Source organism: Shewanella sp. YQ_9 (assembly GCF_043103185.1).
Classification (GTDB): Bacteria; Pseudomonadota; Gammaproteobacteria; order Enterobacterales; family Shewanellaceae; genus Shewanella; species Shewanella algae.
This window is the reverse complement of the sequence record NZ_JBICJO010000074.1, coordinates 89,312-112,859: the sequence shown is the minus strand read 5'-3', so window position 1 is coordinate 112,859 and position 23,548 is coordinate 89,312. Positions and strand designations below refer to the sequence as shown.

Sequence of the window (23,548 nt, the reverse complement as noted above, 5' to 3'; positions counted from 1 at the left end):
GCTCTCGACTCTGGCCCGGCCTGGTCGCAGCCTTATGGTGCAGGGCACCACTTCGGATGCCGGTAAGAGTACCTTGGTGGCCGGACTCTGCCGGGTGTTTCATCGTCATGGTCAGCGAGTGGCGCCCTTCAAGCCGCAAAATATGGCACTCAACAGCGCCGTCACCCGGGATGGAGGTGAAATTGGCCGGGCCCAGGCGCTGCAGGCGGTGGCCGCCGGTCTTGAGCCGAGAATCGACTTCAACCCGGTATTGCTTAAACCCAGCTCAGATACCAAGGCGCAGGTGATTATTCAGGGCAAGGCGCTGACCAGCCTGGAAGCCGCCGCCTTTTTCGGCCCCGAGAGTCGTGACTATAAAGCCGCTGCCATGCAGGCGGTGTTGGCATCCTGGCACAGGTTGCAGCAGGAGTTTGACTGGCTGTTGGTAGAAGGCGCCGGTAGCCCGGCCGAAATCAATTTGCGCCGGGGCGATATTGCCAATATGGGCTTTGCCGAAGCGGTGGACTGCCCGGTGATCCTCATCGCCGATATCGACAAGGGCGGGGTATTTGCCCACCTGGTCGGTACCTTGGCCCTGCTGTCCGAGAATGAGCAAGCTAGGGTAAAGGGCTTTGTGATCAATCGTTTTCGCGGTGATATCTCATTGCTGCAGTCCGGGCTGGATTGGCTCGAGGCTCACACCGGCAAGCCGGTATTGGGCGTATTGCCCTACCTCGATGCCCTGCATCTGGACGCCGAAGATGCACTGGTGCAAACAACTGCTCAGTCTCAGGCTGCTACCGAGCAGCCGGTAACAGCTCAATCAGCACGAGCTCAATCTGAAACAACTCAATCTGAAAGAACTGGGACGCGACTGCGAGTCGGCGTCTTGGTGTACCCCAGGATCAGCAACCATACCGACTTTGACCCGCTGCGGCTGCATCCGGATATCGAGTTTTATTATATAGGGCCGACCCATCAGGGCGAACTTCCAGGGCTGGATCTCCTGCTGCTGCCCGGCAGTAAGAATGTGCGCGCCGACCTGGCTTTTATCCGCCAACAGGGCTGGGATAAGGGCATAGCTCGCCATCTGCGCTATGGCGGCAAGCTTATCGGTATCTGCGGCGGCTTTCAGATGCTGGGGCAGAGCATTGCCGACCCCTTGGGACTGGAAGACTTGCCCGGTACCAGCCAAGGGCTGGGCTACCTGCCACTCACTACCGAGCTGCAAGTCGAAAAACAGCTGCTCAATGTCAGCGGTACCCTGAGGCTTGGGCAATCATCGGCATCAGTCTCCGGTTATGAGATCCACTGCGGAGCATCGCGGATCCCTGACAGATGCACCCAGCCACTGTTGCTTAATGAGCGAGGCAGTGACGCCAACTGTGTCAGCGCCACTGAGCCTGCAAAAATCACTGAGCCTGCAAAAACCACAGCACCCCGCAACGAAGGTCTGCTGTCGGAGGATAATCAAATTCTCGGCAGTTATTTGCATGGCCTGTTTGACAGCCCTGAAGCCTGTGAACTGCTGCTCGCCTGGGCCGGGATGACGGCGCCACAGGGCCATGCCGTGGATATCAATCAGCAGCGGCAACAACAGCTGGATCGTTTGGCCGATGTGCTGGAGCAACATCTGGATTTCAATAAAATAATCAACATATTCAAAGAGGAAGACCCGGGTGACCGATAATAATCAAACCGATATCAAGGCAGAGCGTCATAAACAGCGGCAGCAGAAAGTAAAAGCGGCGGTGGATGCCAAAATCGCGGCCGCCACCGAAGAGAAGGGCATACTCCTGGTAGTGACAGGTAACGGCAAGGGCAAGTCCACCTCCGGCTTTGGCACTCTGGCCCGTGCGGTCGGTCATGGCAAGCAGGGTGCCGTGGTGCAGTTTATCAAGGGCACCTGGGAGTGCGGTGAGCGCAAGCTACTGGAAGGCGCCGGGGTCAAGTTCGAAGTCATGGGCACAGGCTTTACCTGGGACACCCAGGACAAAGCCAAGGATATCGCCGCCGCCGAAAAGGCCTGGGCGGCCGCCGAAAAATGGCTTCAGGATGCCAGCATAGACATACTCCTGCTCGATGAACTCACCTACATGGTCAGTTACCATTATCTGGATCTGCAGCGAGTGATAAATGCGTTGCAAAATCGCCCACCCATGCAGCATGTGATCATCACCGGCCGCAACTGCCACAGGCAACTGATTGAATTGGCAGATACTGTCAGTGAGGTGAATAGTGTGAAGCATGCGTTTGAGGCGGGGGTTAAAGCGCAGCCTGGTTTCGACTACTGATATTTCTTCTATTTCTTCCTGTTTGCGACCGTGGCGTTATTGTCTGCGTCGGCTCACCCAATCACATACTCATTGTATGCTCATGGGCTGAGCCTCCTTGACGGCTTAGCCACAGCCGCAAACAGTTTGAAATAGGTGCATTTGCTCAGGAACTAAAGCTACTCGGCGGCTTTGTCAGTGCTTTATTTTTTGTTGACGACCGTGGCGTTATTGGCTGTGTCGGCTCCCCCAATCACATACTCATTGTATGCTCATGGGCTGAGCCTTCTTGACGGCTTAGCCACAGCCGCAAACAGTTTGAAATAGGTGCATTGGTTTAGGGATTGAAGTGACTCCGCGGCTTGTATCGCTCTTGTTTTATTCGCGGTTATCTTTGGTGCTACTGGATGAGTGATTTCACTCAGGCACAGATTGAAGAATTGACCAAAAGATAGCAAATTTATCGCTTGCCTAATGTTGTTAATCTCTGACAAGATACTGATACAGAAAGATAAAATTTAGGTTAGGGGAAGAGGCAGAACACTTAATCCCCCTGCGGTAGCCACGCTGCTTGTCTATAAAGTTTTGACAAAATGCCTGGCAATTTGAAGATAAATTTGCGCGTTATTTCTGTAATGTCACAGAAAATAGATTTAAATTCAAAAAGATATAAAACACTGTTGGTAGATAATCGGTTTGAAAACCGCGCATACGCGTTTAGCTGTAAGGGATATTAGGACCGAAACCTATTTTAATTAATCAATACAAATACATAGTGATGCGTGTTTTCACTCCTAAGAGGACTAAAACGCGCATGCGCACTATACAGCCGTTAAGTTTATAAGAGGAAATCTGACAATGGAACGAGATTTTGAACTGAAATTTGTAGATCGAGAATTAGCAAACGCGCTAAGAAACTTGAAAATTGATGACCTTCAAGTTGGCCAACGAATTAACTTTGCCGATTGTGCAGACCCTCAGGTAATGGCAACATCGAATCAAGTACTAACATTTATTGTTACTTCAGGCAGCTCAGTCGCTTTGAGTCTGTTTTCAGCTTGGCTCTATGACAAGCTGAAAAGCAAAAAATCTAATGAAAGTATTAAGATTAACGGCATAGAAGTATCTGGAAACAGCAATAACCTCAAAATAGAAATTCATAACCACATCAATGCATCCAAAGACGTTGAAAAATAAACTTCACAAACTATTTAAGAGTGATTCGCAACTCGTGGCATTTTTACTATGCGTTGAATTTAGTGATTAAGGTGGTATGTGGCAGCTTCAGTATTGCGTTGCTCACCCATTAACAGGGTATTATGCGTAAGGAATATGAATGAATTCTGATCAGTTTTGCGAGTTATGGAGGAAGGAAAAGGAAATGATTCTAGAACGGTGCTTCAATGCAAATTATGGAAGCGCTCTGTCTAAGTTGGTAGAACAAATTAATCTAAGTTCTGAACAGCGAGAGGTTTTCGCAAAGGTAGTTGATCAATTGCTGAACGATACATTTTATAACTTGCTACTGGGTTTAGATGGCTGTGCTTCAATCGGTGGGATACAGCAAGAATATAAAATATATGATGAGCATGGCAGCCTAATATCAGATTGTGGTGAGTTAGAGGCATCGGCCTATGAATTGTTTCAGGAAAATAAATCAAACGCATAATAAAACACAGCAATAGTCCCTTTTTTTGCTTACGCAAAGAAGCCGCCAATTACCTTGGTCATGCGCACTGTGTTACACATTAAATAAGTGTCGGAGGATGAAAGTAGATGGATACAGGTGTAGTAATAGGTTTGTTGGGTAGTGCTATTTTGGCGTATCTAATACCCAAGTTAGCCCCCTACATAGATTCAATGATGCGAAAAATATCGCATATTTTAAAGGGGCCATTTCGCAAGATAAAATTAAAAAGATTAAACGAAATTAGAGCGATGAGATATAACCAGGATGCGGTTATGTTTCAATCTATTAAAGCACACTCCTACTTTATGTTGTTTTGGGGGGTGATTGCTTTTTATGTACTGCTATTGGTAATGGGGCCACTTTATGAATTGCTTAAAGAAAGCCTAATGACTGCGTTTATAAGTTTTCTTCCATTGTATGTATTTGAAGTATACTGGTTGCTTGAAGCCGATAAAGCTAAGAAACTGGTGAGACATCGCGGTTTACTAGCATGTAACAAATTAAGTAAGCGCCAACATTAACTTTGCAGAGCCGAGGGCCATATATTTCCTCATTTTTGACTCGATATTTTCAGCTTGCATTTTCTTTTCCCATTTTGATTTTATGTTCTGAGGGTTTTATGAATATCGATGACTTACTCAATGTTTTAGCAGAACAAGAATCTAATTCTTGCTCGGAGTGCGGAAAAGAATCCAAGCTTCATTTGACTAACTCTGATGGCCTGGAAAACAAACTTCATTTTATGGGCAAAATAGAACCAATAACTTTTCTTGGTTATCAGACTTACACTAAAAATGGTAGTAATCCATTTTCAGATATGGCTCCTGTGAGTTTATCGCATTACCCTTACAACGGTAGTGATGTATATCGCTGTGATTCGTGTATGGCTACATTTGTCATATATTTAGAAACTGGTGGGCATGCTGCAAGATATCAAGCAAGATGGATTAGGCGTGATCTTAACTTTTTACCCTAACAAGTAATAATGAACTGACCTTTCCCCCGAATTTAAGACCATGACATTGATATGACTCCTTTGGCTAAATAGATGAAAACCTATGATAAAGAGATTAGATAATATGATGGCTTGCTATGATTTATAAGTTGCTGCTTTGGCTTAGTTTATTGTTTTTTTTTGATAAAAATAACGTGTTAAGAGTGAACAAAGTCAAGATGCCAGAGTTGTTGAAAGAGTGGGAATCAAGGGGCTGAGGTGTTGATTCAAACTCGCCCCCTTGATCGCCATTTTATATCTAGCCTTTATTCTAGCCCTGATCATAGTGGCGAATGGGCAGCTGGCTGACGCTGTCGAGTCGCCAGGCTCCCTTCTCATACACGAAGCTAACGCTGTGCAGGGCATCCTTAAAGTCATAGCGTTGGTTCGAGTCTGGCAGGAGATTGTTAAACTCCAGCTGAATGTTCTGATAACCATCCTCGATAGACAACTTCCCCAGATGATTTGGCAGATCGATAAGGCGGCTCAGCGCCTTGTCCAACTCGCGATCTTGTATCGGTAGTTGCTGCTTAAACTGCTCACTGAACAGGGCGGCGAAGACCTGTTTGTCCTTGCTGTGGATATAGGCGGCGTTGGTCCAGTCGGCCAACAAGAGTTCGAACGTCTTTTTTGCCTGGGTCAGAGATGCGATGGGGGTCTTGTTGTCGTTGGTAAGGTAACTTTTAAGAGTTGCCTCGGCTTCCTCAAGGCCGCGCTCGAATATTTGCGCCACCTTTATCGCCGCCGGATCCTGGTTGGCTTTTAGCTCCGCGCTGACTCTGTTGACGGCCTCCACCCGCTCTTGCCAACTGTTGAAACCCTTCATTAGAGCTTGCAGTGAAGCTTTATGCTGCTTCATCGCTTCGGCTATGGCCTCATCCTGTTGCCGCGCCGCTCTGGCTTCGGAGCTCACATAATCTCTAAAGGTGCTGTTGAGTATGGTTTCGGGGGCATCGAAGTAGAGTCCCGCGCCGCTGTAGGGATCGACCCAGAGATCGCCTGTGCTTATTGGGGCTGATGGCTTAGGGTGGATATCGCCGTAATAGATTCGATCTAATTTGGCTTGGTTTTGGCTAAGGAAGGCGCCAATCGCCTTACCATCAGTGGCAGACAGCCGTTGGTATTCGGCCGCCAGTTGTTGCAACTCTTTGGAGTTCTGCACCCTTTGGCTGGCATAGTAGCCACAGCGCAGGTTACAGGCTTGCTTGGTCAAACTGGAAGCCGGGCCCAAGGTGATCGCCTCGCTCTGGACAAACACCTCGGCGGTATAGATGCCTCTGGGGATAGCACCACTCTTATCCATCAGGTAGATGGTGTTGTTGGGGCTATGGCGGCCGACGACTTGGAGATCTTGCTTACTGGCGCACAGGGAGTAGTCCCTGCTGGTGACCGGCAGCTCCTTGTCATAGGTGGAAACGACCAATTTATCCAGGCTAATCCCTTCGGGCACAGTGCCTGTGATGCTGAGGTCGCACTGCTGAGCGTTGACATTGAGAGTCAGGCCACCCAGGGCCAGGCCAAGAAATACCAATCCTTGTTTCATGCAAAGTCCTTGTTGCGAGTTGCTTCATTAAGCTTGTTGCTGGGCTTTTGCCATCACTCTTTCGCGAAATACCCCTGTATTTACAATTAAAATGAATGGCTTAGTGAATGATGGTTTTTCATTCGCTTATGCTATCGTGAACAGTCCCGCTTTGTCATTAGTTTATAGGGATCAAGGGGGAGGGGGAAATAGCTCCGGCATGAGGTTTTTAGTGCAACGGCTATTTCTGGGCGTAAAAGACAGCAGTACAACAATAGAGATCCCTTTAGCTGAGCGAAGGCTCTAAATAACTGCAATACTGCTACATTTCTTCTTTGCCGTGTCCGCTGCCCGGAAAAGGTGAAACCGTTTCCATAAATCGCCATACCACTGCAGTTTGACAGAGGCTTCTATTCGTTGGGACTTTTGCACGCTTGGCAACAGGCTCAACCGAACAGCCACTGGCTGCTGCCATTGAAGAAAGGGACACAATATGAAGTGGTACGCTCTTTAGGAAAACACGACCAACTGGTGCAGTTAGCCACCACGCCTCAAGCCAGAAAGAAGTGGCCTATGCTGCCTGACAATATTGAAGCCCGCTTACTGACGAAGACGATAAAAGGTAAGTCGGTTTCCATTTTGACCTCATTAACAGACCCCTTGCGTTATCCGGGGGTAGAGATAGCGGATTTATATGCCCATCGATGGGAGATAGAAGTGGGCTATCGGGAAGTGAAGCAGCGTCTTCTGGAGAGTCGCTTTACGTTACGCAGTCAATTGCAGAGTTGGTTATCCAAAAATTGTGGGGGGATACTGTTGGCCTATAACCTCATCAGATACAAGGTGGTGTTGAGGGCTAAAAGCTTACCGTCGTTACATCCGAACCAATTAAGCTTTAGAGATGCGTCGAGTTATATCATTTTTAAATTGACTCAGTTGTCATCTCAAACGCCTGGAAGTACACCAAGAGGAGGCAATTCAAGCTTGATGGGAGCCTATCCACGTGCGTTAAAAATGAATAAAAACAAGTATCCCATTAACGCTGAAGGTGGTTTTTTATTGGCCGTCATCTGTGGATCAATCACTGAAAATACTGACACAGTTGCGGCCGGAAACCTTGGCCTGGTACAGGGCCTGATCGGCATTGGCCAGCCATTGATCGCTGTTTTCCACCTTATCACTCAGATCGCAGATCCCCAGGCTGATGGTAAAGGGCACCGGCTGACCATTGAAGCTGAAGCGGCTGCTTTCCACCTGAGAGCGTAGCCGTTCGGCAAAGGAGCGGGCATCCTCGGCGCTGGTGTGGGACAAGACCACAGCAAACTCTTCGCCCCCGTAGCGCCCGGCGCAGTCGGTTTCCCTGAGGTTTTGGCTGAGAATATGGGACAGATGCTGAATAACCCTGTCTCCGGCGATATGCCCCAGGCTGTCGTTGATCCGCTTAAAGTGATCTATATCGAACATCACCAGACTGGCAGGATCGCCATAGCGGGAATGGCGATCAAATTCCCGCTGCATGCACAGTTGCCAGTGTCTGCGGTTATGCAGCTGGGTCAGGCCATCGGTTTGGCTCAGGTGTTCCAGGCGCTCGTTGGCACTCTTGAGCTGTAGCTTGTTGATGGCAATATCCGTCACATCATAGATGATGATGCTGATATGGGAGATCTGCCCGGTCAGAGAGGCCAGCGGCAACAGGGTGACATTCTGGAACATAAATTCGGCGCGGCCAGTGATGGGCCGGTAGTTCTTGAATTTGAATACATAGGGCCTCTGCTCCCAACTGATGAAGGCGCGGTTCTTCAGCAGAAACACAGACTCCATCTTCTGTTTGAGCCAGCTGGCCGGCAGATCCGGGAAACGTTCAAACAGGTTGTCTCCCTTGATATCGTTGGGAGAAACGCCGCTGTGGTTCTCCATAAAGCCGTTCCACAGCTGAATATTGTACTCTCTGTCCAGCACCACCAGGCCGACCTCTATGGTTTGTACCATATCGATCAGCCAGTGCAGTTCATTCATTGCATCCAAATCCTTTGCCATGGCAAACCTGTTTTTGTCAGTTCATCAGATAGCCGAGCTTGAAATTCAGCGTCGGCAAGGAGTCTTCGGTAAAGAGCAGCAAGAGATCGCACTGCACATTGTGATCTTCGATACGATAATTGATCTCCATCGCCAGCGTGCGTTGCCAGCGATCTGAGTTATCGTGGATCAGATCGTTTACTGTGCAATGTCGACCGAGCACCACAGGGTGCGCCTGGCTGAATTGCATGTCCAACTGCTCCGAGATGCCGCTGAGGAAGGCGCCGATCAACACGTTGGCTGTGTCGATCATCACCTCGATTTCTGTGTTGGCATCTTCGGGATCCGACAGGCCCATCAACTTGGCCATATCCTTAAAGCTGGAGTCGTGAAACAGCAACAGAGCCTCACCGGCAATCCCGGCACCGATAAAGCCTTGGCACAGCGCCGAAATTTTGGGGCTTTCCTCTGTGGCCTTGAGTGCCATGGTCAATTCGCTGACCTCCAGCACATTGACGTTGGGAATAGGCAAGAGCACAAATACATCCAACAGCTTGGCCAGCAGATCGGCGGCACGGCCCATGGCAACGTTGGCAACCTCCTGGCAGGCATCGCGCATATCCACCTGGATCATTGGCTCTTCATTGCTTTCGCCGCCTTCGGCCAACTGCAAAATGCCATATTCCTGCAGTATGCTGCTGATGGCATCTGCGCTGACGGGTTTTTGAATAAAATCCAGCGCGCCCAAGGCTTTGACTCGCTGATGAGCCTTAATTTGTATATCGCCCGAGACGACTATCACCATGGCCGGCAGGTCTTGCTGCTGAATCGTTTGCAGCACTTCGTAGCCGTCCATGACCGGCATGTTGAGATCCAAAAAGACAATCTCGCCCTTGCCGGCGCGAATTGCCTCCAGTCCTTCGGCGCCATTGGCGGCAAAGCTGATGTCTACCTCCCAATCTTTGGGAAGAGTACGGGCCATCTGCTTTCGCGCCAGCGCAGAGTCGTCGCATATGAGTACCGGAATCGCCATAGAGATTTCCTGTTCTACTGCATTACTTGAAGATAACACCTACAGCGGCATTTTTGTGATTATCCTCTGATTATGCCGCTGGATCAGTGAGGACTGGGCCGATAGTCAGTTATCGGCGAGCTCGGGCTTGATGCCCGTTTCTCATACATTTGGCAGGAGAAAATCTTATTATAGTGCAATGGCTTGCCTGTTGAGGGTCGATATTGTGAACACTTGTTGTCACTAAGTCAAAGCTAATGTCAGATTGTTGACGTTAGTCAAAATTTAGACTGCTCTGTGTTGTTGAAACGGGACGCTTTTTGCTCTGGCCTGACCAGTGTGATGGTGATACCGTTAACATAACTTCAACTTTCAAGGACCTGCAGATGCAGTGGCAGACACTCAGCCTGGAATGGCAACAACAGCTGGCTATCGTTAGCTTGAATCGGCCGGATAAGCTCAATGCCATTAATTACACCATGTTCAGTGAACTCAAGGCGATGGCGCGTCATTTGCACCGTCAACGACATTTGCGGGCGGTGATCCTCAGAGGTGAGGGCGGCCAATTCAGTTCAGGCCTGGATATCAAGAGTGTGGCCAACTCTCCCTGGCAAGCGCTGAAACTGCTGTTCAAGCTGTTACCGGGCAATGCCAATCTGGCGCAGCAGGTGTCTGTCGCCTGGCGTGAGTTGCCGGTTCCTGTCATTGCCGTCTTGGATGGCCGTTGTTATGGCGGCGGTTTGCAAATTGCTCTCGGCGCCGATTTTCGCATTGCCGCCAATGACGCTGAGTTGTCAATAATGGAAGCCAAGTGGGGCCTGGTTCCCGACATGGGCGGCCTGGTGAGTTTGCGGGAAATTCTGGCAAAAGATCAGGCATTGAAACTCAGCATGACGGCGGAGTTAATCCCGGCTTCCAAGGCATTGGATCTTGGGCTGGTGACCGAGTGCTGCAGTGATCCCCTGGCCCGGGCAAAAGAACTGGCAGCTGAGCTCAATGAGCGCTCTCCCGATGCGTTGGCGGCGATAAAGCTGAGTATTAACCGCAGCTGGAACGGTTCCCGTAGGCGGCTGCTGGCGCGGGAGTCCTGGAGCCAGGTGCGTCTGCTTTTGGGGCGCAACAGAGCCATTGCCGCCGTGCGTCAGGGCAAGGATCCCGAGCGGGCCTTTGAACCGCGGCGAAACTGGTGAGATACCTATCACGTATGATGGGATAATAACTTGACCTCAATGGCAAAACTGCCTGAAAATCCGTCACTTTATTTTTAGACGGAAATTGGGATGCGGATTTTTTTTGAACGCCTGCTCTGGGGCAGTCGCTTGTCTGTCATGGTCGGAGTCTTCTCCTGTGTGCTGGCGGCCTTGGTCACTTTTGTCATGGGAGTCAAGGACGTGCTGCATATGTTTGCCCTGCTGTGGGAATACCTGCTCAGTGGCAGCTATGATGTGCGTAACGATCTTGTGATGGTACTGGTGGAGATACTGGATACCTTCCTGCTCGGGGCTGTGCTGCTGATCTTCGCTTTCGGCCTCTATGAGCTCTTTATCCGTAACCTGGAGCCGGCCGGTAACTCGGATACCGGCGGCAAGATATTGATCATCTCCAGCATAGATGCGCTCAAGAGCAAGTTGGGCAAAGTGATATTGATGATGCTGATCATCAAGGTGTTTTCCTTCTTTGCCGATATCAAACCCAGCTCGGCACTGGACTTGCTGTTCATGGGCGGCACTGTGGTGCTCATCTCCCTGGCGTTGATGTTCTCCAAGGGCGGCAAGAAAGAGTAATCGCACTGCCGATATTTGCTCTACGGGAAGCTTGGTCTGCCGGCCGGTTTTGGCAGCAACTTCTGCAATTAGGCGGTCACTGATTGGTTTCAGCGGCCGCCTTCTCGTTTGGCGCCTGCTGTTTCAGCACCTTTCTGGCCATGCCTTCTATCATCAGCAAGGTGTTTTCAAAGGCTACATCCTGGCGTAGATCCAGCGCCAGCAACTGCTGCCGATATTGATTGTCCGGCTTGCTTGAAGCCAGGGTTTTACGACTTTCCACAGTAGCCTGCGAGGCCTGGTGACCGTCGGGAGATTGGATATCGAGTATCGCCAACTCCAACCCGGCCAGTTTCTTTGGCAGTGCCAAATTGGCATAGGGATCGTCGAGGTAGGGATTGATCACCACCAACAAGTCCGGCTTGGCCAACTCCTGCGCCGCCAACAACTCAATCACCAAGGCGGCGGACTGATCCTGGGCTATCAGCAAGCGCTTGCCGGGAAAGGGCTCACCCAAGGCGTCCAATTGCGCCAGACTCTTTTGGATAAAGGTTTGTTGCTGCTTTCTGAGTTTCTGCCACTCCTCCGCCTCTCTGCGGCTTGTTGCCTGATTACTCTTGCCCTGCACTTTGCCATCGCCGGCCTTGCTTATTTCCTGGGCCTCTGTGGTGAAGTTGGGCTGCTCAGGAAAGGGAGGTGGTGTCATGCTGAGACTGGCCCAGCCTGCCGGATTGATGCTGCGGCGCAAGAAGGCGTTGAGCCCGGGGGCATCGGCATGGGTGCCGGGGGGCGGCAGCAACAGCGCTGCGCCCAATTGTTTCGGGCCACTCCAGGGGCGCACCAGAACGGTTTGCTCCTCGCCATCTACTTGGATCTTTTGCTGTTCTGAGGCGGCGACATGCTCCAACGCCCGGCTATTGTCTCTGGGTTTCATTGGGGCTGTTTCAGGTGTTTGCTTGGCAGGCTTCTGCACCGGTTGCGGTTGAGTCTGCTCCTGGTTGGCCATGTCTTTGTTGGCTGGCTCGTCGGCTGCCAGTGCCATCAAAGGGAAAAAGCACAGCATAGCTATCGTCCTGGATATCAGCGCCAAGTGAACTCCTTAAACTTTTCATAGGCTGGAATAGCATGATTCTGCAGCCTTTATTGACTCAATGCCAAAATTATAAGCCGCAAATTTGTGCACTAGTAGCTGTTGTATCGAAAGTTTGTGTGTCGATCCAATGCTTGAAGGCGTGGTGCACCAGGGCTTCTGAAATTTAGCGCAAAAAACAAGACCCGCAGTTAGCGGGTCTTGGGGGATGATATTTGAGTGGATTATCAGGCGTGGCTGACCAGCACCAGGCGCACGGCATCGAGCTGCAGCTGGCATTGATCCAAATAGCCGCGTAGTTCGGCTATCTGATTTTGCAGATACTCAAGCTCGGCATCGCGGATATTGGGGTTCACCGCCTTGAGGGCTTCCAGACGTTCCAGCTCGGCGCCCAATTGGCGCTCCATCTGCTGCAGGGCTTCGGCCTGCAGGTTGGACATGGCCTCCATGGCGTGGGCTTCGCCCTTGGCCAGCAAAGGATGCAGTATCGCCTGCGAGGCATTGACCAGCTTGCTGCCAATATGGCGGTTAACCGCGCTGAGCTGGCGATCAAAATGCTCGTAACTCACCTTGTCAGACAGATTGTTGCCATCCTTATCCAGCAGAATGCGCAGCGGTGTCGGCGGCAGATAGCGATACAGCTGGCTGGACTTGGGCGCCGAGGCCTGTGCCAGGTAGATAAGCTCCAGGAATACGGTACCTGCCGGTAGCGCCTTGTTCTTGAGGATGGCAACACTTGTGGTGCCTGTTTCAGAACCTGTGATCAGATCCAATCCGGTTTGCACCAGCGGGTGCTCCTGGGTTATCAGGGCGATATCATCGCGGGACAGGGCGGTATCCCGGTCGAAGGTCACGGTAATGCCATCTTCCGGCAGACCGGGATAAGTGGGGAACATCATGTGCTCACTCGGGCGCAGCACTATGGTGTTTTCACCTCTATCGTCCTGATCTAGACCTATGATGTCCCACAGACGGATCACTGAGCCGATAAGCTGGGTGTCGTTATCCATTTGCGCCAGTCTCTCGGCCAATGCCAATGACCTGTCGCCGCCGTGGGAGTTGAGTTCCAGCAGCTTGTCGCGGCCCTGCTCCATTGCCTGCTTGAGCTCTTTATAACGGCTGCGGGTATCGCGCAGCAGCTTGGCCATCTCTTCTTCGTTTTCTTCCACCAGCAGTGGCAGCAACTGGGCGCCAAACTCCTTGAACAGAATATGGCCGCCGGGGCATGTGAGCTCGAAGGCATTGAGGCCTTCATGGTACCAGGCCAACAGACGCTCCTGCGCCGTGTCGGTGAGGAAGGGCAGGTGGATCTCTACATCATGGTTTTGACCTATGCGATCCAGGCGACCTATGCGCTGCTCCAGCAGATCCGGGTTCAGCGGCAGATCGAACAGCACCAACTGGCTGGCGAACTGGAAGTTACGCCCTTCGGAACCGATTTCCGAGCAGATCAGCGCCTGGGCACCACCTTCTTCCTGGGCGAAGAAGGCACCGGCCTTGTCACGTTCTATGATGGACATGCCTTCATGGAACACAGTGGCGAGGATCCCTTCACGGGTACGCAGCGCTTCTTCCAGACTCAGCGCCGTGGCTGCCTGACTGGCGATGATCAGCACTTTCTTGCTGCGGTTTTGCTTGAGGAAGTCGATGAGCCAGTCGACCCTGGGGTCGAACTTCCACCAGGCGGCGGAGTTTTCATCAAACTCCTGATACATTTTTTCCGGCGCCAGCGCGTAGGCGGCCTTCATTTCCAGGGTGCGGTGACCATTCATCATGGCACTGACTCGGGCCGCAGTGAGGTACTGCTCCGGCATGGCCTGTGGATAGGCGTTGAAAATGCGTTTCGGGAAGCCTTTGACCGAGGTGCGGCTGTTACGGTACAGCACCCGACCCGTGCCGTGTCTATCGAGCAGCTCCTGCAGCAGCTCGTCACGGGCGGCTTGCTGCTGCTCAGAATCGACGCCTTCAGCCTGGATAAGGCGAATGGCGGGGGCGATATCTTTCTCGGACAAGAGCTCGGTCAGGCTGTTGATGGCATTGTCGGGCAGCTTGTTGCCACTGGCCAGCGCCTCGGCGGCGAGGGCCACCTCTTTGTAGCCTTCTTCCTCTTTGATAAAGGCTTGATAGTCGTAGAAACGATCCGGATCCAGCAGTCGCAGTCGGGCAAAGTGGCTCTCATGGCCCAGTTGATCCGGGGTCGCGGTCAGCAGCAGTACGCCGGGCACCACTTCCGCCAAAGCTTCAACCACTTGATAGGCCCGGCTCGGAGCCTCTTCGGTCCACTCCAGGTGATGGGCCTCATCGACCACCATAAGATCCCAGTCGGCATCCAGCGCCTGGTCGAGACGGCGCTTCTTGCGCAGCAGCTCCAGCGAGCAGATCACCAACTGTTCTGTGTAGAAGGGGTTGTCATGGTCGGCAAAGGCCTCGATGCAGCGGTCTTCATCGAATACGGCAAACCGCAGGTTAAAGCGGCGCAGCATCTCCACCAACCATTGGTGGCGCAGGGTATCGGGCACTATCACAAGTACCCGCTCGGCGCGGCCTGTCATCAACTGTTGATGAATGATGAGGCCGGCTTCTATGGTCTTGCCCAGGCCCACTTCATCGGCCAGCAGCACCCGTGGCGCATAGCGGCGCCCGACTTCATGGGCAATCCACAGCTGATGCGGAATAAGGCCAACTCTGGGACCCTGCAGCCCCAGCAGATCTGAGGTGGCCAGATTGTGGCGCAGTTGCTGGGCGGCGTAGCGCACCCCAAATCTGTCCAGTCTGTCTATTTGGCCGGCGAAGAGTCTGTCCTGCGGCTTGTTGAAGCGAATGTTGTGATCCAGCAGGGTTTCCCTCAGCTGCACTTCTTCACCGGTTTCGCTGTGAATGCCGGTGTAGATCACCAGCCCGTCTTTTTCATCCAAAGAGTTGATGGTCAGTGTCCAGTCTTCATGGCTCTTGACCTGATCACCTGGGTTATAAATCACCCGGGTTAACGGGGCGTCGTTGCGGGAGAACATGCGGTTCTCTCCGGTGGCGGGGAACAGCAGTGAGACCATGCGGCCTTCCAGTTGTACTACTGTACCCAAACCAAGCTCTGATTCGGTATCACTGATCCAGCGTTGACCTAAGGCGAAGGGCATCTTTAACTCTCATCTCCGGGCGGATTCTCAAAGGGCGCGTATGTTATACCAATCCGAGTATAATACCAATCCTGCCCCCCTTATGACGCAGGCCTTTTCGCCCGCTTGTCATCCAATCGTCATCTTTAGCATCCTACACTCAAAAACGGATACCGCGCAGTGGCCATTGAACAGACTGCAAAGGGTATTTGTCATCCGCAGCTAAAGGTGCCAGTATTAGTTTAAGCCATGTCACAGTGGTGAAACCTACCCGCCATCTGTCAGAAACAGGAGTGCCATATACCCCAACCCCAGGCCTGCGCTGGCCCATGACAACAAAGCTGTGAGTAGCTCATTGACGCAAATGGAGGCGCCATGGAACAAGACGACAGAAAGTTGTTTGTACTTGATACCAATGTGTTATTACATGAACCCTTAGCGATTTACTCCTTTAAAGAACATGATGTTGTGGTCCCAATGACGGTACTGGAGGAATTGGACCAGATAAAAGACAGAAAGCGGGATGTCAGCCGCGATGCCAGGGTCGCCATTCGGGCACTGGAAGATATCCTCGGCGGCAAGACCACACCGGAACAGATAATCAAAGGGGTTCCCCTTCCAAGCCGCGAAGGGCACACAGATGCCACAGGTACTCTGGCCATCTTCCCCGACCACCAGATTGAATTCACCATAGGCTCGCTGCCCGGCGACAACAACGACAACCGCATCATCAACACAGCCCTGCATCTGCAAAATCAATACGAGCCCCGTACCGTGGTGCTGGTCACCAAAGACATCAATATGCGTCTCAAGGCCAAAGGTGCCGGGATACTCCTGGTAGAAGACTACCGCACAGATCAACTGATCGATGACATACGTTTTCTATCCAAGGGTTTTCATCAATTTGAAGGCAACTTCTGGGAGCATCTGCACAAGGTAGCCACCGAGCGTCATGGCCGTCATACGGTGCATGATGTGCCGCTCAAGGACCTGGGCGACGATCTCTTTTACATCAACCAATATCTGCTGGATGAGGAATCCGAGTTTTGTGGCCGGGTGGTCGGCCGCAGCGAAACCAGTCTCAATGTGCTGGATCTCGGTCGCGAGCGCCTGATGAATATGGAAGCCTGGGGCGTGAGGCCGAAGAACATCTATCAGGGCATGGCGCTGCAGGCTTTGATGGATCCCGATATCGATTTGGTCATTCTCACCGGCCCAGCAGGGTGCGGCAAGACCTTGCTGGCGATGGCGGCGGCACTGGAGCTGGTGGTGGAGCGTAATCTCTACGACAAGGTGATAGTCACCCGAAATACTCCGGAAATCGCTGAATCGATAGGCTTCCTGCCGGGCACGGAAGAGGAGAAGATGGCCCCTTGGTTGGCGGCAATTACCGATACCCTGGAGGTGCTGCACAAGCATGACGTTAATCCCAGTGGTTCACTCAACTACATAATGGAAAAGGCCAATATCCAGTTTAAGTCGATCAATTTCATGCGTGGGCGTTCGATTCAGAACTCAGTGGTATTGCTGGATGAGTGTCAAAACTTGACCGCCTCACAGCTGAAAACCATGATCACCCGTATGGGAGAAGGCACCAAGCTTATCTGCTGTGGCAACCTGGCGCAGATAGACTCCAACTATCTGACCGCGGTCACCTCGGGTTTGACCTATATGGTTGAACGCTTTAAAAATTTTGAAGGCAGCGCCAACATTTACCTCAACGGCGTAGTGCGCTCACGGCTGGCGGAGTTTGCCGAAGAGCAGCTCTGATAACCCCTGCTACTGAAAAAGGCCCCATTTCGGGGCCTTTGCTTTGTGCGGGGTACTGCATATTCGACCAAATTAAGTATATGATATTGGCTTTGTTCTTCTTCCTTCCCGCCGCTTGGGGATGGGACGTGATGCAAGGGTAATGGATGAAATCGAGTGAGCCGGATCTGCAGCTGAAATCTCCGATCCAGAAAAATTACAACCGCGCAGTGTTTTACACCTATATGGGGGTAATTGTACTGGCGTTGCTCACCGCCTGGGTGTTTTTTGAGCGCCAGAAGACCCAACAGATGGAGCTCAGAGAAGAACAGGTCGATCGCCATGTGATGCAGATTGACCTCTTGCTGGAATCCAGTATCCGTGCGGTCAAGAGCCTGCGCAATGTGGCCGTGGACCACTTGCGCCTGGCCGAGCAGGTACGCAAGGACAGACTGCCCCAGTACGAGAAATTCAACGAAAGCGGTCAGTTCTTTACCCTGGAGCCCAATTACGCCAAGAGTGGTGAGCCATTCACCAACATGGGGCGGATAACCGGTTCCGGTTCTCTCGATGGCCGCAGCGACAAGTTCTATCAGGAACTGGAGATGCTGTTCGAGCTGTCGTTGTCGTTCCCGGTCGCCAAGGAAGCCGCACCCAAGGCCTCGGCCATCTATTACCTGTCCAAGCGGCGAATGATGTCCTATTACCCTTGGCCTTCGGACGAGCAGCGTTTTCGCGATGAACTGCTGAACAAGAAACAGTTTCAACTGGCGACGCCGGCGATGAACCCCCAGCGCAGTGTGTTCTGGAGTGAGGCCTATGTGGACTCGGCCGGCAATGGTCTTTTGACTACGCTCGGGGTGCCCATCTATCTCGAAGATGAGTTTATCGGCTCCATTAATCTGGACATGACACTGGCATCGCTCGCCAAACAGATACGCCTCTATTTCAAGATGCCGGGCACAGTGATTTTGCTGGATCAAGGCAACAATATTCTCTCCCACAGCGATTTTGATACTTCAAGTATCAACCGGGTCTACCACATCAGTCAGCGGATCCCATCCGAGCTGCATTCACTGCCGGAGTCCGAGTTGTTCGATGCCCACGAGGGGATGATCCGTAACGGCTATTACATCCACTCAGTGGCGCTGCACAACGCCCCCTGGCGCCTGCTTTATCTGCAGGATGTCGATGACCTGTTTCTGGACTCGTTCGAGAAGCTGCAGCTGACCTTTATTCTTGTGGTACTGGCGCTGTCCGTGCTGGTGACCATAGTGCACTGGCAGACTCGTCGCTCTTTCGTCAGCCCGGCCTCGCGCCTGCTTTCGCACCTGGAAGACTGTTCCCGTGAGCCGATTCGGCCGCCGGAGAAGATCACCCAGGGCTGGGAGCCCTGGTTCCAGTTGGTCAGCCGCATTTTTGAAGAGAACCAGCAATATACCCGTCACCTGGCGGAGCAGAACAAGCGGCTGGATAAACTGGTGGCCCGGCGCACCGAACGGCTGAAAGAAACCACAGAGCGCCGTGAGCGGGAATATGCCCTGCTGCGCTCTCTGCTGGACTCGATTCCTGAAGCCATTGTCTTCAAAGATAAAGAAGGCAAGTACCTCGGCTGCAACAAGTCGGCCGAGCGGGTGCTTGGCTACACAGAAGCCGAGATGATAGGCCTGAATTCAGACACACTTACCAGCCCGGAACAGGCCGCCAGAATTCGCGCCGAGGATGAACAGGTACTCAAAGACAGGGCGCCGCTGCGTTATCAGGAAAAGGTCGAGCTGGCGGGTAAGCCCGTGCTGCTCGACACCCTCAAGCTGCCGTTTTATAACCGCCGTGGCGAGATGCTGGGCTTGATTGCCGTTTGGCGTGATGTGACCCGCGAATATGAATCGGCCGAACAGCTGCGATTGTCGGAAGAACGTTATCACCTGGCGATGGACGCGGTGGAAGATGGCCTGTGGGACTGGTATCTGGATTCGGAGCAGATCATCTGCAACCCGGCTTACTACACCATGCTGGGCTACAAGACCAATGAGTTTCCGGCGCTGCTGTCGACCATAGACGAGCTGATCCATCCGGATGACAGGATCCGGGTCGAAGAGTATCGCGAGCAGTATCTGGCCGATCCTATTGGAGCCTATGAGATAGAGTTCAGGATGCGCGGCAAGAGTGGTCAGTATCACTGGGTGCTGTCCCGTGGCCGGGTGGTGGAATTTACCGCCAACAATGAGCCCAGGCGTATGCTGGGTACCCACAAAGACATTACCCGCAGCAAGAGCAATGAAGTGGCCTTGCTGGAGGCCAAGAAAGATGCCGAACTGGCCAACCTCTACAAGAGTGAATTCCTGGCCAATATGAGTCATGAGATCCGCACGCCGATGAATGCCATCATAGGCATGCTGCAACTGGCGCAGCGCACCAACCTGACGGTGCAGCAGAAAGACTATCTGGAGAAGGCCGGCTTCTCGGCTCAGTCACTGCTGCGGATCATCAACGATATTCTCGACTTCTCCAAGATTGAAGCCGGTAAGCTGGAACTGGAGCGGGTCTCCTTCCCGCTGGATAAGGTGCTGGAGCACGCCCTGGATATCAACTCACTCAAGGCACAGGAGAAAGGGGTCGAGCTGTTGTTGTATGCCCCTGTGACCGCCGGGCTGATCCTCAAGGGCGATCCGCTGCGTCTCGGTCAGGTGCTGGTGAATCTGCTGTCCAATGCGGTTAAGTTTACCTCCCAGGGGGAGATTGAACTCGGTTGTGAAGATGTCGGCGAACGCGATCATCGCATTACCCTCAAATTCTGGGTTCGGGACACCGGCATAGGTATCAGCAAGGAGCAACAGGAGATACTGTTTGACGCCTTTGCCCAGGCGGATGGCTCCACCACCCGCAAATATGGCGGCACCGGCCTTGGCTTGTCCATCAGTAAGCATCTGGTGTCCATGATGGGCGGCAAGATGCAAGTGCAGAGTGAGCCGGGTGTCGGCAGTGTATTCAGCTTTACCATCAGCTTTGAGATCGCCGAAGAGGCCAAGATTGAACCTCTGGTGATGCCGGAGCAGCTCAACAGCCTGCGGGCGCTGGTGGTGGACGATAACTCCACGGCGCTGCAGATATATTCGACCCTGATGCGCGACTTCCACTTCGAGGTGGACACCGCCGCCAGCGGTGCCGAAGCCCTCTATAAGCTGGGCAAACAGGAAACCGACCTGCTGCTTATCGACTGGATGATGCCGGAAATGGATGGCCGCGAGGTGATCCGTACCCTGGACGAGATGGTGGCCGATGGCAGGATCAGCAAGCGCCCTGTGGTGATCATGATGACGGCCTATGCCGCCGAGCCGCTGGCGCAGGAGGTGGAAGATGCCAATGTGTTTGCGCTGCTGCAAAAGCCCTTCAAGGCCTCGACTCTGTTTGATGAGATAATCTCTGCCTTCGCCGAGAAACCCCATCCGGCGACCGTGGCTGAAATTACCGACAATCAGAGCGGTGGTCATAAAGGCTTGGTGCTGCTGGTAGAAGATAACCTGATCAACCAGCAGGTGGCCTCTGAACTGCTGCGCAGCGCCGGTTATGAGGTAGATCTGGCAGACAATGGTCAAATTGCCCTCGATATGGTGGAGCAGCGTCAATACGACGCGGTATTGATGGATATTCAGATGCCAGTGATGGATGGCCTGACGGCGACCCGGGAACTGCGCAAGAAATACGACAGGGAGACCTTGCCGATTATCGCCATGACGGCCCACGCCATGTCAGGCGATCGTGAGAAGAGCCTGGCGGCGGGAATGAACGCCCATATCACCAAGCCCATTATGCTCAATGAACTCTTTGATACCTTGAGTGAATGGGTGGGCAGGACTTGAGATAAACCGGCCGATCCCTTAACTTGAATGGCAACTTACAGATAACAATCAGGAGATGGGATGAAACCTCAAAGTTGGACCTTGTTGCTGGCGCTGATCGCGGTACCCGGATTGGCGCAGGCGGCACAGGAGAGGGAGGCCGCCGACGTCATCAGCGAAAGCACTCAGGCCGAAGGTTTTATCAATCTCTTTTATGATGCCAAAGCCGGGCAGCTGTATCTGGAACCGAGCAAACTCAACCAGCCTATGCTGCTGCTCTCCAGCTTGCCCCACGGCGCCGGTTCCAATGATATTGGGCTCGACCGTGGGCAACTGGGGCATACCCGCATGGTGCAGTTTGAGCGTCAGGGGCCCTATATTCTGCTCAAACAGCTCAATACCCGTTTTCGTGCCGATACCGACGACCAAGCCGAGCAAAGAGCCGTGCATGAAGCCTTTGCCGAATCTGTGCTCTGGCGCGGTAAACTCCTGCCGGGAAAACGTCTGTTGGTGCCGGTCAATGACTTGATGTTGCAGGACCTGCATGGCATCAGCCAACAGTTGGCGGCCAGGGGCCAAGGGCATTATCGTCTTGACACCAGCCGCTCTGTGGTGTTGCCAGCCTCGGTCAAGTCGTTCGAGCGTAACTCGGATGTGGATGTGCAGCTGACTTTCGCCAGTGATAAGGCCAGCGCCAGAGTCGCCGAGGTGACCCCTGATGGCCAGGCCCTGTCTCTGAGACTGCGCTACTCCTTTATCGCCTTGCCCGAGCCGGGTTATCAGGCGCGTCGTTATCACCCCATGAGTGGTTATCTGTCCGATGAATACAAGGACTATGCCACCGCCATAGATCAGGATATCAACCAGCGTTTCTTGCTGCGCCACCGGCTGCAGAAGGTTAATCCCGGCCCTGAGCCAAGCGAAGTGGTTGAGCCCATTACCTATTATCTGGATCCCGGTGTACCCGAGCCTATCCGTGGTGCCTTGCTTGAAGGCGGCCGCTGGTGGGAGCAGGCCTTCAATGAGGCGGGGTTTATCAACGGTTTCAAGTTGGAGCTATTGCCGGAAGGCGCCGACCCTCAGGATGTGCGCTACAACGTGACCCAGTGGGTGCACAGGGCCAGCCGTGGCTGGTCCTACGGTGCGGCGGTGACAGATCCCCGCAGTGGTGAAATCATCAAGGGCCAGGTCACTCTGGGGAGTCTGCGGGTGCGTCAGGATCACCTGATTGCCCGTGGCCTTACCGCAGGTTGGGAAGACAGGCAGGCGGCCGATGAAGCTGCCATGGCCTTGTCTCTGGCGCGTATTCGCCAGTTATCGGCTCATGAAATCGGTCACACCCTGGGGCTGGATCATAACTTTGCCGCTTCCACCAATAACAACGCCTCTGTGATGGATTACCCACATCCCTATGTGCGCCTCGATGGCAAGCGGGTGGATATCAGCCAGCCTTACGCCGAAGGGCTGGGGGCCTGGGATAAGTTTGCCATCAAGTACGGTTATGGTGACTTTGGTGATGAAGCCCAAACCCAGGCCGCGCTCAAGTCGCTGCTCAAAGAGGTGCAGCAGCAGGGGCTGAGATACATAGGCGAGGGTGATTCGCGAGCAGCTTCAGCTGCCCATGCCTATGCCAGTCTTTGGGACAGAGGCGAGGATCCTGTCAAGGAGCTGGCCAGAATGCAGCTGGTCAGGCGCCAGGCGTTGGAAACTTTCTCCGCCAAGGCGCTGTTGCCGGGGCAACCCTTGGGTGAACTCAGCGATGCTCTGGTGCCCATCTATCTGCTGAATCGTTACCAGATTAGCGCTGCTGCCAAGTTTGTCGGCGGCATTGACTATAATTATCTGGCCGATGCCGATAGCGGTAATTGGCATTTTATTGCGCCGGAATTACAGAAGCGGGCGCTCGATACCCTGTTGGCGACTCTGGATCCCAGAGAGCTTTATCTGCCAACCGAGCTCCTGGAGCAACTGGTGCCCAAGGCCGGCAACTATTACCGCAGCCGCGAGAGTTTCGGCTCATCTCTGGGGGTTGCCGTGGATCAGCTGGCCATGGCAGAAGTGCTCAGTCGCCACACTGTGTCGGCGCTGTTGAACCCTGAGCGGCTCAACCGTGTGGATCAGGCCTTTGCCAGAGACACAGAGCAGCTTTCGGTAGAGGATTTGCTGGACAGATTGCTGGGTAAGACACTGCTGAAATCCCTGCCTTCGGGAGATCAGACCAGTATTGCGATGCGGGTAAATGCGGTGGTTTTGGACGGCATGTTGCAGAGTCTGGAGAGTGACGCCAGCGCCCCGGAAGTCAAAGCCATGGTGAGAATGAAGCTGGATTATCTGCTTAAGCAGTTGCCCAGAAAGGAAAAAAGAAGTTCAGGTTACAAGGCTGCCCACTATGGACAACTGCAAGCTGTGCTTGAACAGGCACTGAAACAAGCCGGGGTCAGAGTGATCAGCAAACCTGCGGAAATACCACCGGGATCGCCGATTTAGTACGTCGTAAGGTATTGATTA

General features: G+C 52.9%; 16 protein-coding genes and 1 pseudogene. 12 read left to right on the top strand and 5 right to left on the bottom strand.

Annotated features, from left to right (window positions below):
- The first annotated feature begins 34 nt into the window (after positions 1-34).
- From ACF8D4_RS20120 to ACF8D4_RS20095, 6 genes are all read left to right on the top strand, one after another.
- Positions 35-1,669 carry a cobyric acid synthase gene (locus ACF8D4_RS20120; RefSeq protein ID WP_392467001.1) on the top strand — a complete coding sequence of 545 codons (1,635 nt, stop codon included), beginning with the start codon at positions 35-37 and terminating at the stop codon, positions 1,667-1,669.
- The gene (cobO, locus tag ACF8D4_RS20115; RefSeq protein WP_025888764.1) at positions 1,659-2,273 is read left to right on the top strand and encodes a cob(I)yrinic acid a,c-diamide adenosyltransferase; all 615 of its coding nucleotides are present in this window, start codon (positions 1,659-1,661) and stop codon (positions 2,271-2,273) included. Before ACF8D4_RS20120 ends, cobO begins: the two co-directional genes overlap by 11 nt.
- 837 nt (positions 2,274-3,110) lie before the next feature.
- Entirely contained in the window at positions 3,111-3,449 is a 339-nt protein-coding gene (locus tag ACF8D4_RS20110) for a hypothetical protein (RefSeq protein ID WP_392466932.1), read from the top strand.
- Positions 3,450-3,588: 139 nt separating this feature from the next.
- The gene (locus ACF8D4_RS20105) at positions 3,589-3,921 is read left to right on the top strand and encodes a hypothetical protein (RefSeq protein ID WP_392466930.1); all 333 of its coding nucleotides are present in this window, start codon (positions 3,589-3,591) and stop codon (positions 3,919-3,921) included.
- Between the two features lie 107 nt (positions 3,922-4,028).
- Positions 4,029-4,463 carry a hypothetical protein gene (locus tag ACF8D4_RS20100; RefSeq protein WP_392466928.1) on the top strand — a complete coding sequence of 145 codons (435 nt, stop codon included), beginning with the start codon at positions 4,029-4,031 and terminating at the stop codon, positions 4,461-4,463.
- A gap of 98 nt (positions 4,464-4,561) precedes the next feature.
- Complete coding sequence (locus tag ACF8D4_RS20095) at positions 4,562-4,918, top strand: hypothetical protein (RefSeq protein WP_392466926.1); 357 nt, start codon at positions 4,562-4,564, stop codon at positions 4,916-4,918.
- 289 nt (positions 4,919-5,207) lie between these two features.
- Here ACF8D4_RS20095 and ACF8D4_RS20090 read toward each other — a convergent pair whose 3' ends face one another.
- Positions 5,208-6,479 carry a hypothetical protein gene (locus ACF8D4_RS20090; protein WP_392466924.1) on the bottom strand — a complete coding sequence of 424 codons (1,272 nt, stop codon included), beginning with the start codon at positions 6,477-6,479 and terminating at the stop codon, positions 5,208-5,210.
- A 375-nt stretch (positions 6,480-6,854) separates the two neighbouring features.
- On the opposite strand from ACF8D4_RS20090, the pseudogene ACF8D4_RS20085 reads away from it, so the two are divergent.
- Positions 6,855-7,496 (top strand): annotated as a pseudogene (locus ACF8D4_RS20085) (transposase); the annotation flags it as partial.
- A gap of 39 nt (positions 7,497-7,535) precedes the next feature.
- Here ACF8D4_RS20085 and ACF8D4_RS20080 read toward each other — a convergent pair.
- Complete coding sequence (locus ACF8D4_RS20080; protein WP_392466922.1) at positions 7,536-8,495, bottom strand: GGDEF domain-containing protein; 960 nt, start codon at positions 8,493-8,495, stop codon at positions 7,536-7,538.
- A 16-nt stretch (positions 8,496-8,511) separates the two neighbouring features.
- The gene (locus ACF8D4_RS20075) at positions 8,512-9,507 is read right to left on the bottom strand and encodes a response regulator (RefSeq protein WP_025888766.1); all 996 of its coding nucleotides are present in this window, start codon (positions 9,505-9,507) and stop codon (positions 8,512-8,514) included.
- Between the two features lie 365 nt (positions 9,508-9,872).
- Here ACF8D4_RS20075 and ACF8D4_RS20070 point away from each other — a divergent pair, with 365 nt between their 5' ends.
- Together ACF8D4_RS20070 and ACF8D4_RS20065 are read left to right on the top strand one after the other, a co-directional pair.
- Complete coding sequence (locus tag ACF8D4_RS20070) at positions 9,873-10,676, top strand: crotonase/enoyl-CoA hydratase family protein (protein WP_144220399.1); 804 nt, start codon at positions 9,873-9,875, stop codon at positions 10,674-10,676.
- A 90-nt stretch (positions 10,677-10,766) separates the two neighbouring features.
- On the top strand, positions 10,767-11,270 hold the full coding sequence (locus tag ACF8D4_RS20065) for a YqhA family protein (protein WP_025010320.1): 504 nt from the start codon (positions 10,767-10,769) through the stop codon (positions 11,268-11,270).
- A 76-nt stretch (positions 11,271-11,346) separates the two neighbouring features.
- On the opposite strand, the gene ACF8D4_RS20060 is transcribed toward ACF8D4_RS20065, so the two are convergent.
- Together ACF8D4_RS20060 and rapA are read right to left on the bottom strand one after the other, a co-directional pair.
- On the bottom strand, positions 11,347-12,312 hold the full coding sequence (locus tag ACF8D4_RS20060; RefSeq protein ID WP_144220398.1) for a DUF3530 family protein: 966 nt from the start codon (positions 12,310-12,312) through the stop codon (positions 11,347-11,349).
- Positions 12,313-12,566: 254 nt separating this feature from the next.
- Complete coding sequence (gene rapA / locus ACF8D4_RS20055) at positions 12,567-15,473, bottom strand: RNA polymerase-associated protein RapA (protein ID WP_392466918.1); 2,907 nt, start codon at positions 15,471-15,473, stop codon at positions 12,567-12,569.
- A 354-nt stretch (positions 15,474-15,827) separates the two neighbouring features.
- Between rapA and ACF8D4_RS20050 the strand changes: the two genes are divergently transcribed.
- From ACF8D4_RS20050 to ACF8D4_RS20040, 3 genes are all read left to right on the top strand, one after another.
- On the top strand, positions 15,828-17,222 hold the full coding sequence (locus tag ACF8D4_RS20050) for a PhoH family protein (RefSeq protein WP_025010322.1): 1,395 nt from the start codon (positions 15,828-15,830) through the stop codon (positions 17,220-17,222).
- 146 nt (positions 17,223-17,368) lie between these two features.
- The gene (locus ACF8D4_RS20045; RefSeq protein WP_025888772.1) at positions 17,369-21,061 is read left to right on the top strand and encodes a response regulator; all 3,693 of its coding nucleotides are present in this window, start codon (positions 17,369-17,371) and stop codon (positions 21,059-21,061) included.
- Between the two features lie 60 nt (positions 21,062-21,121).
- Complete coding sequence (locus ACF8D4_RS20040; protein WP_392468936.1) at positions 21,122-23,527, top strand: zinc-dependent metalloprotease; 2,406 nt, start codon at positions 21,122-21,124, stop codon at positions 23,525-23,527.
- Positions 23,528-23,548: the final 21 nt, after the last annotated feature.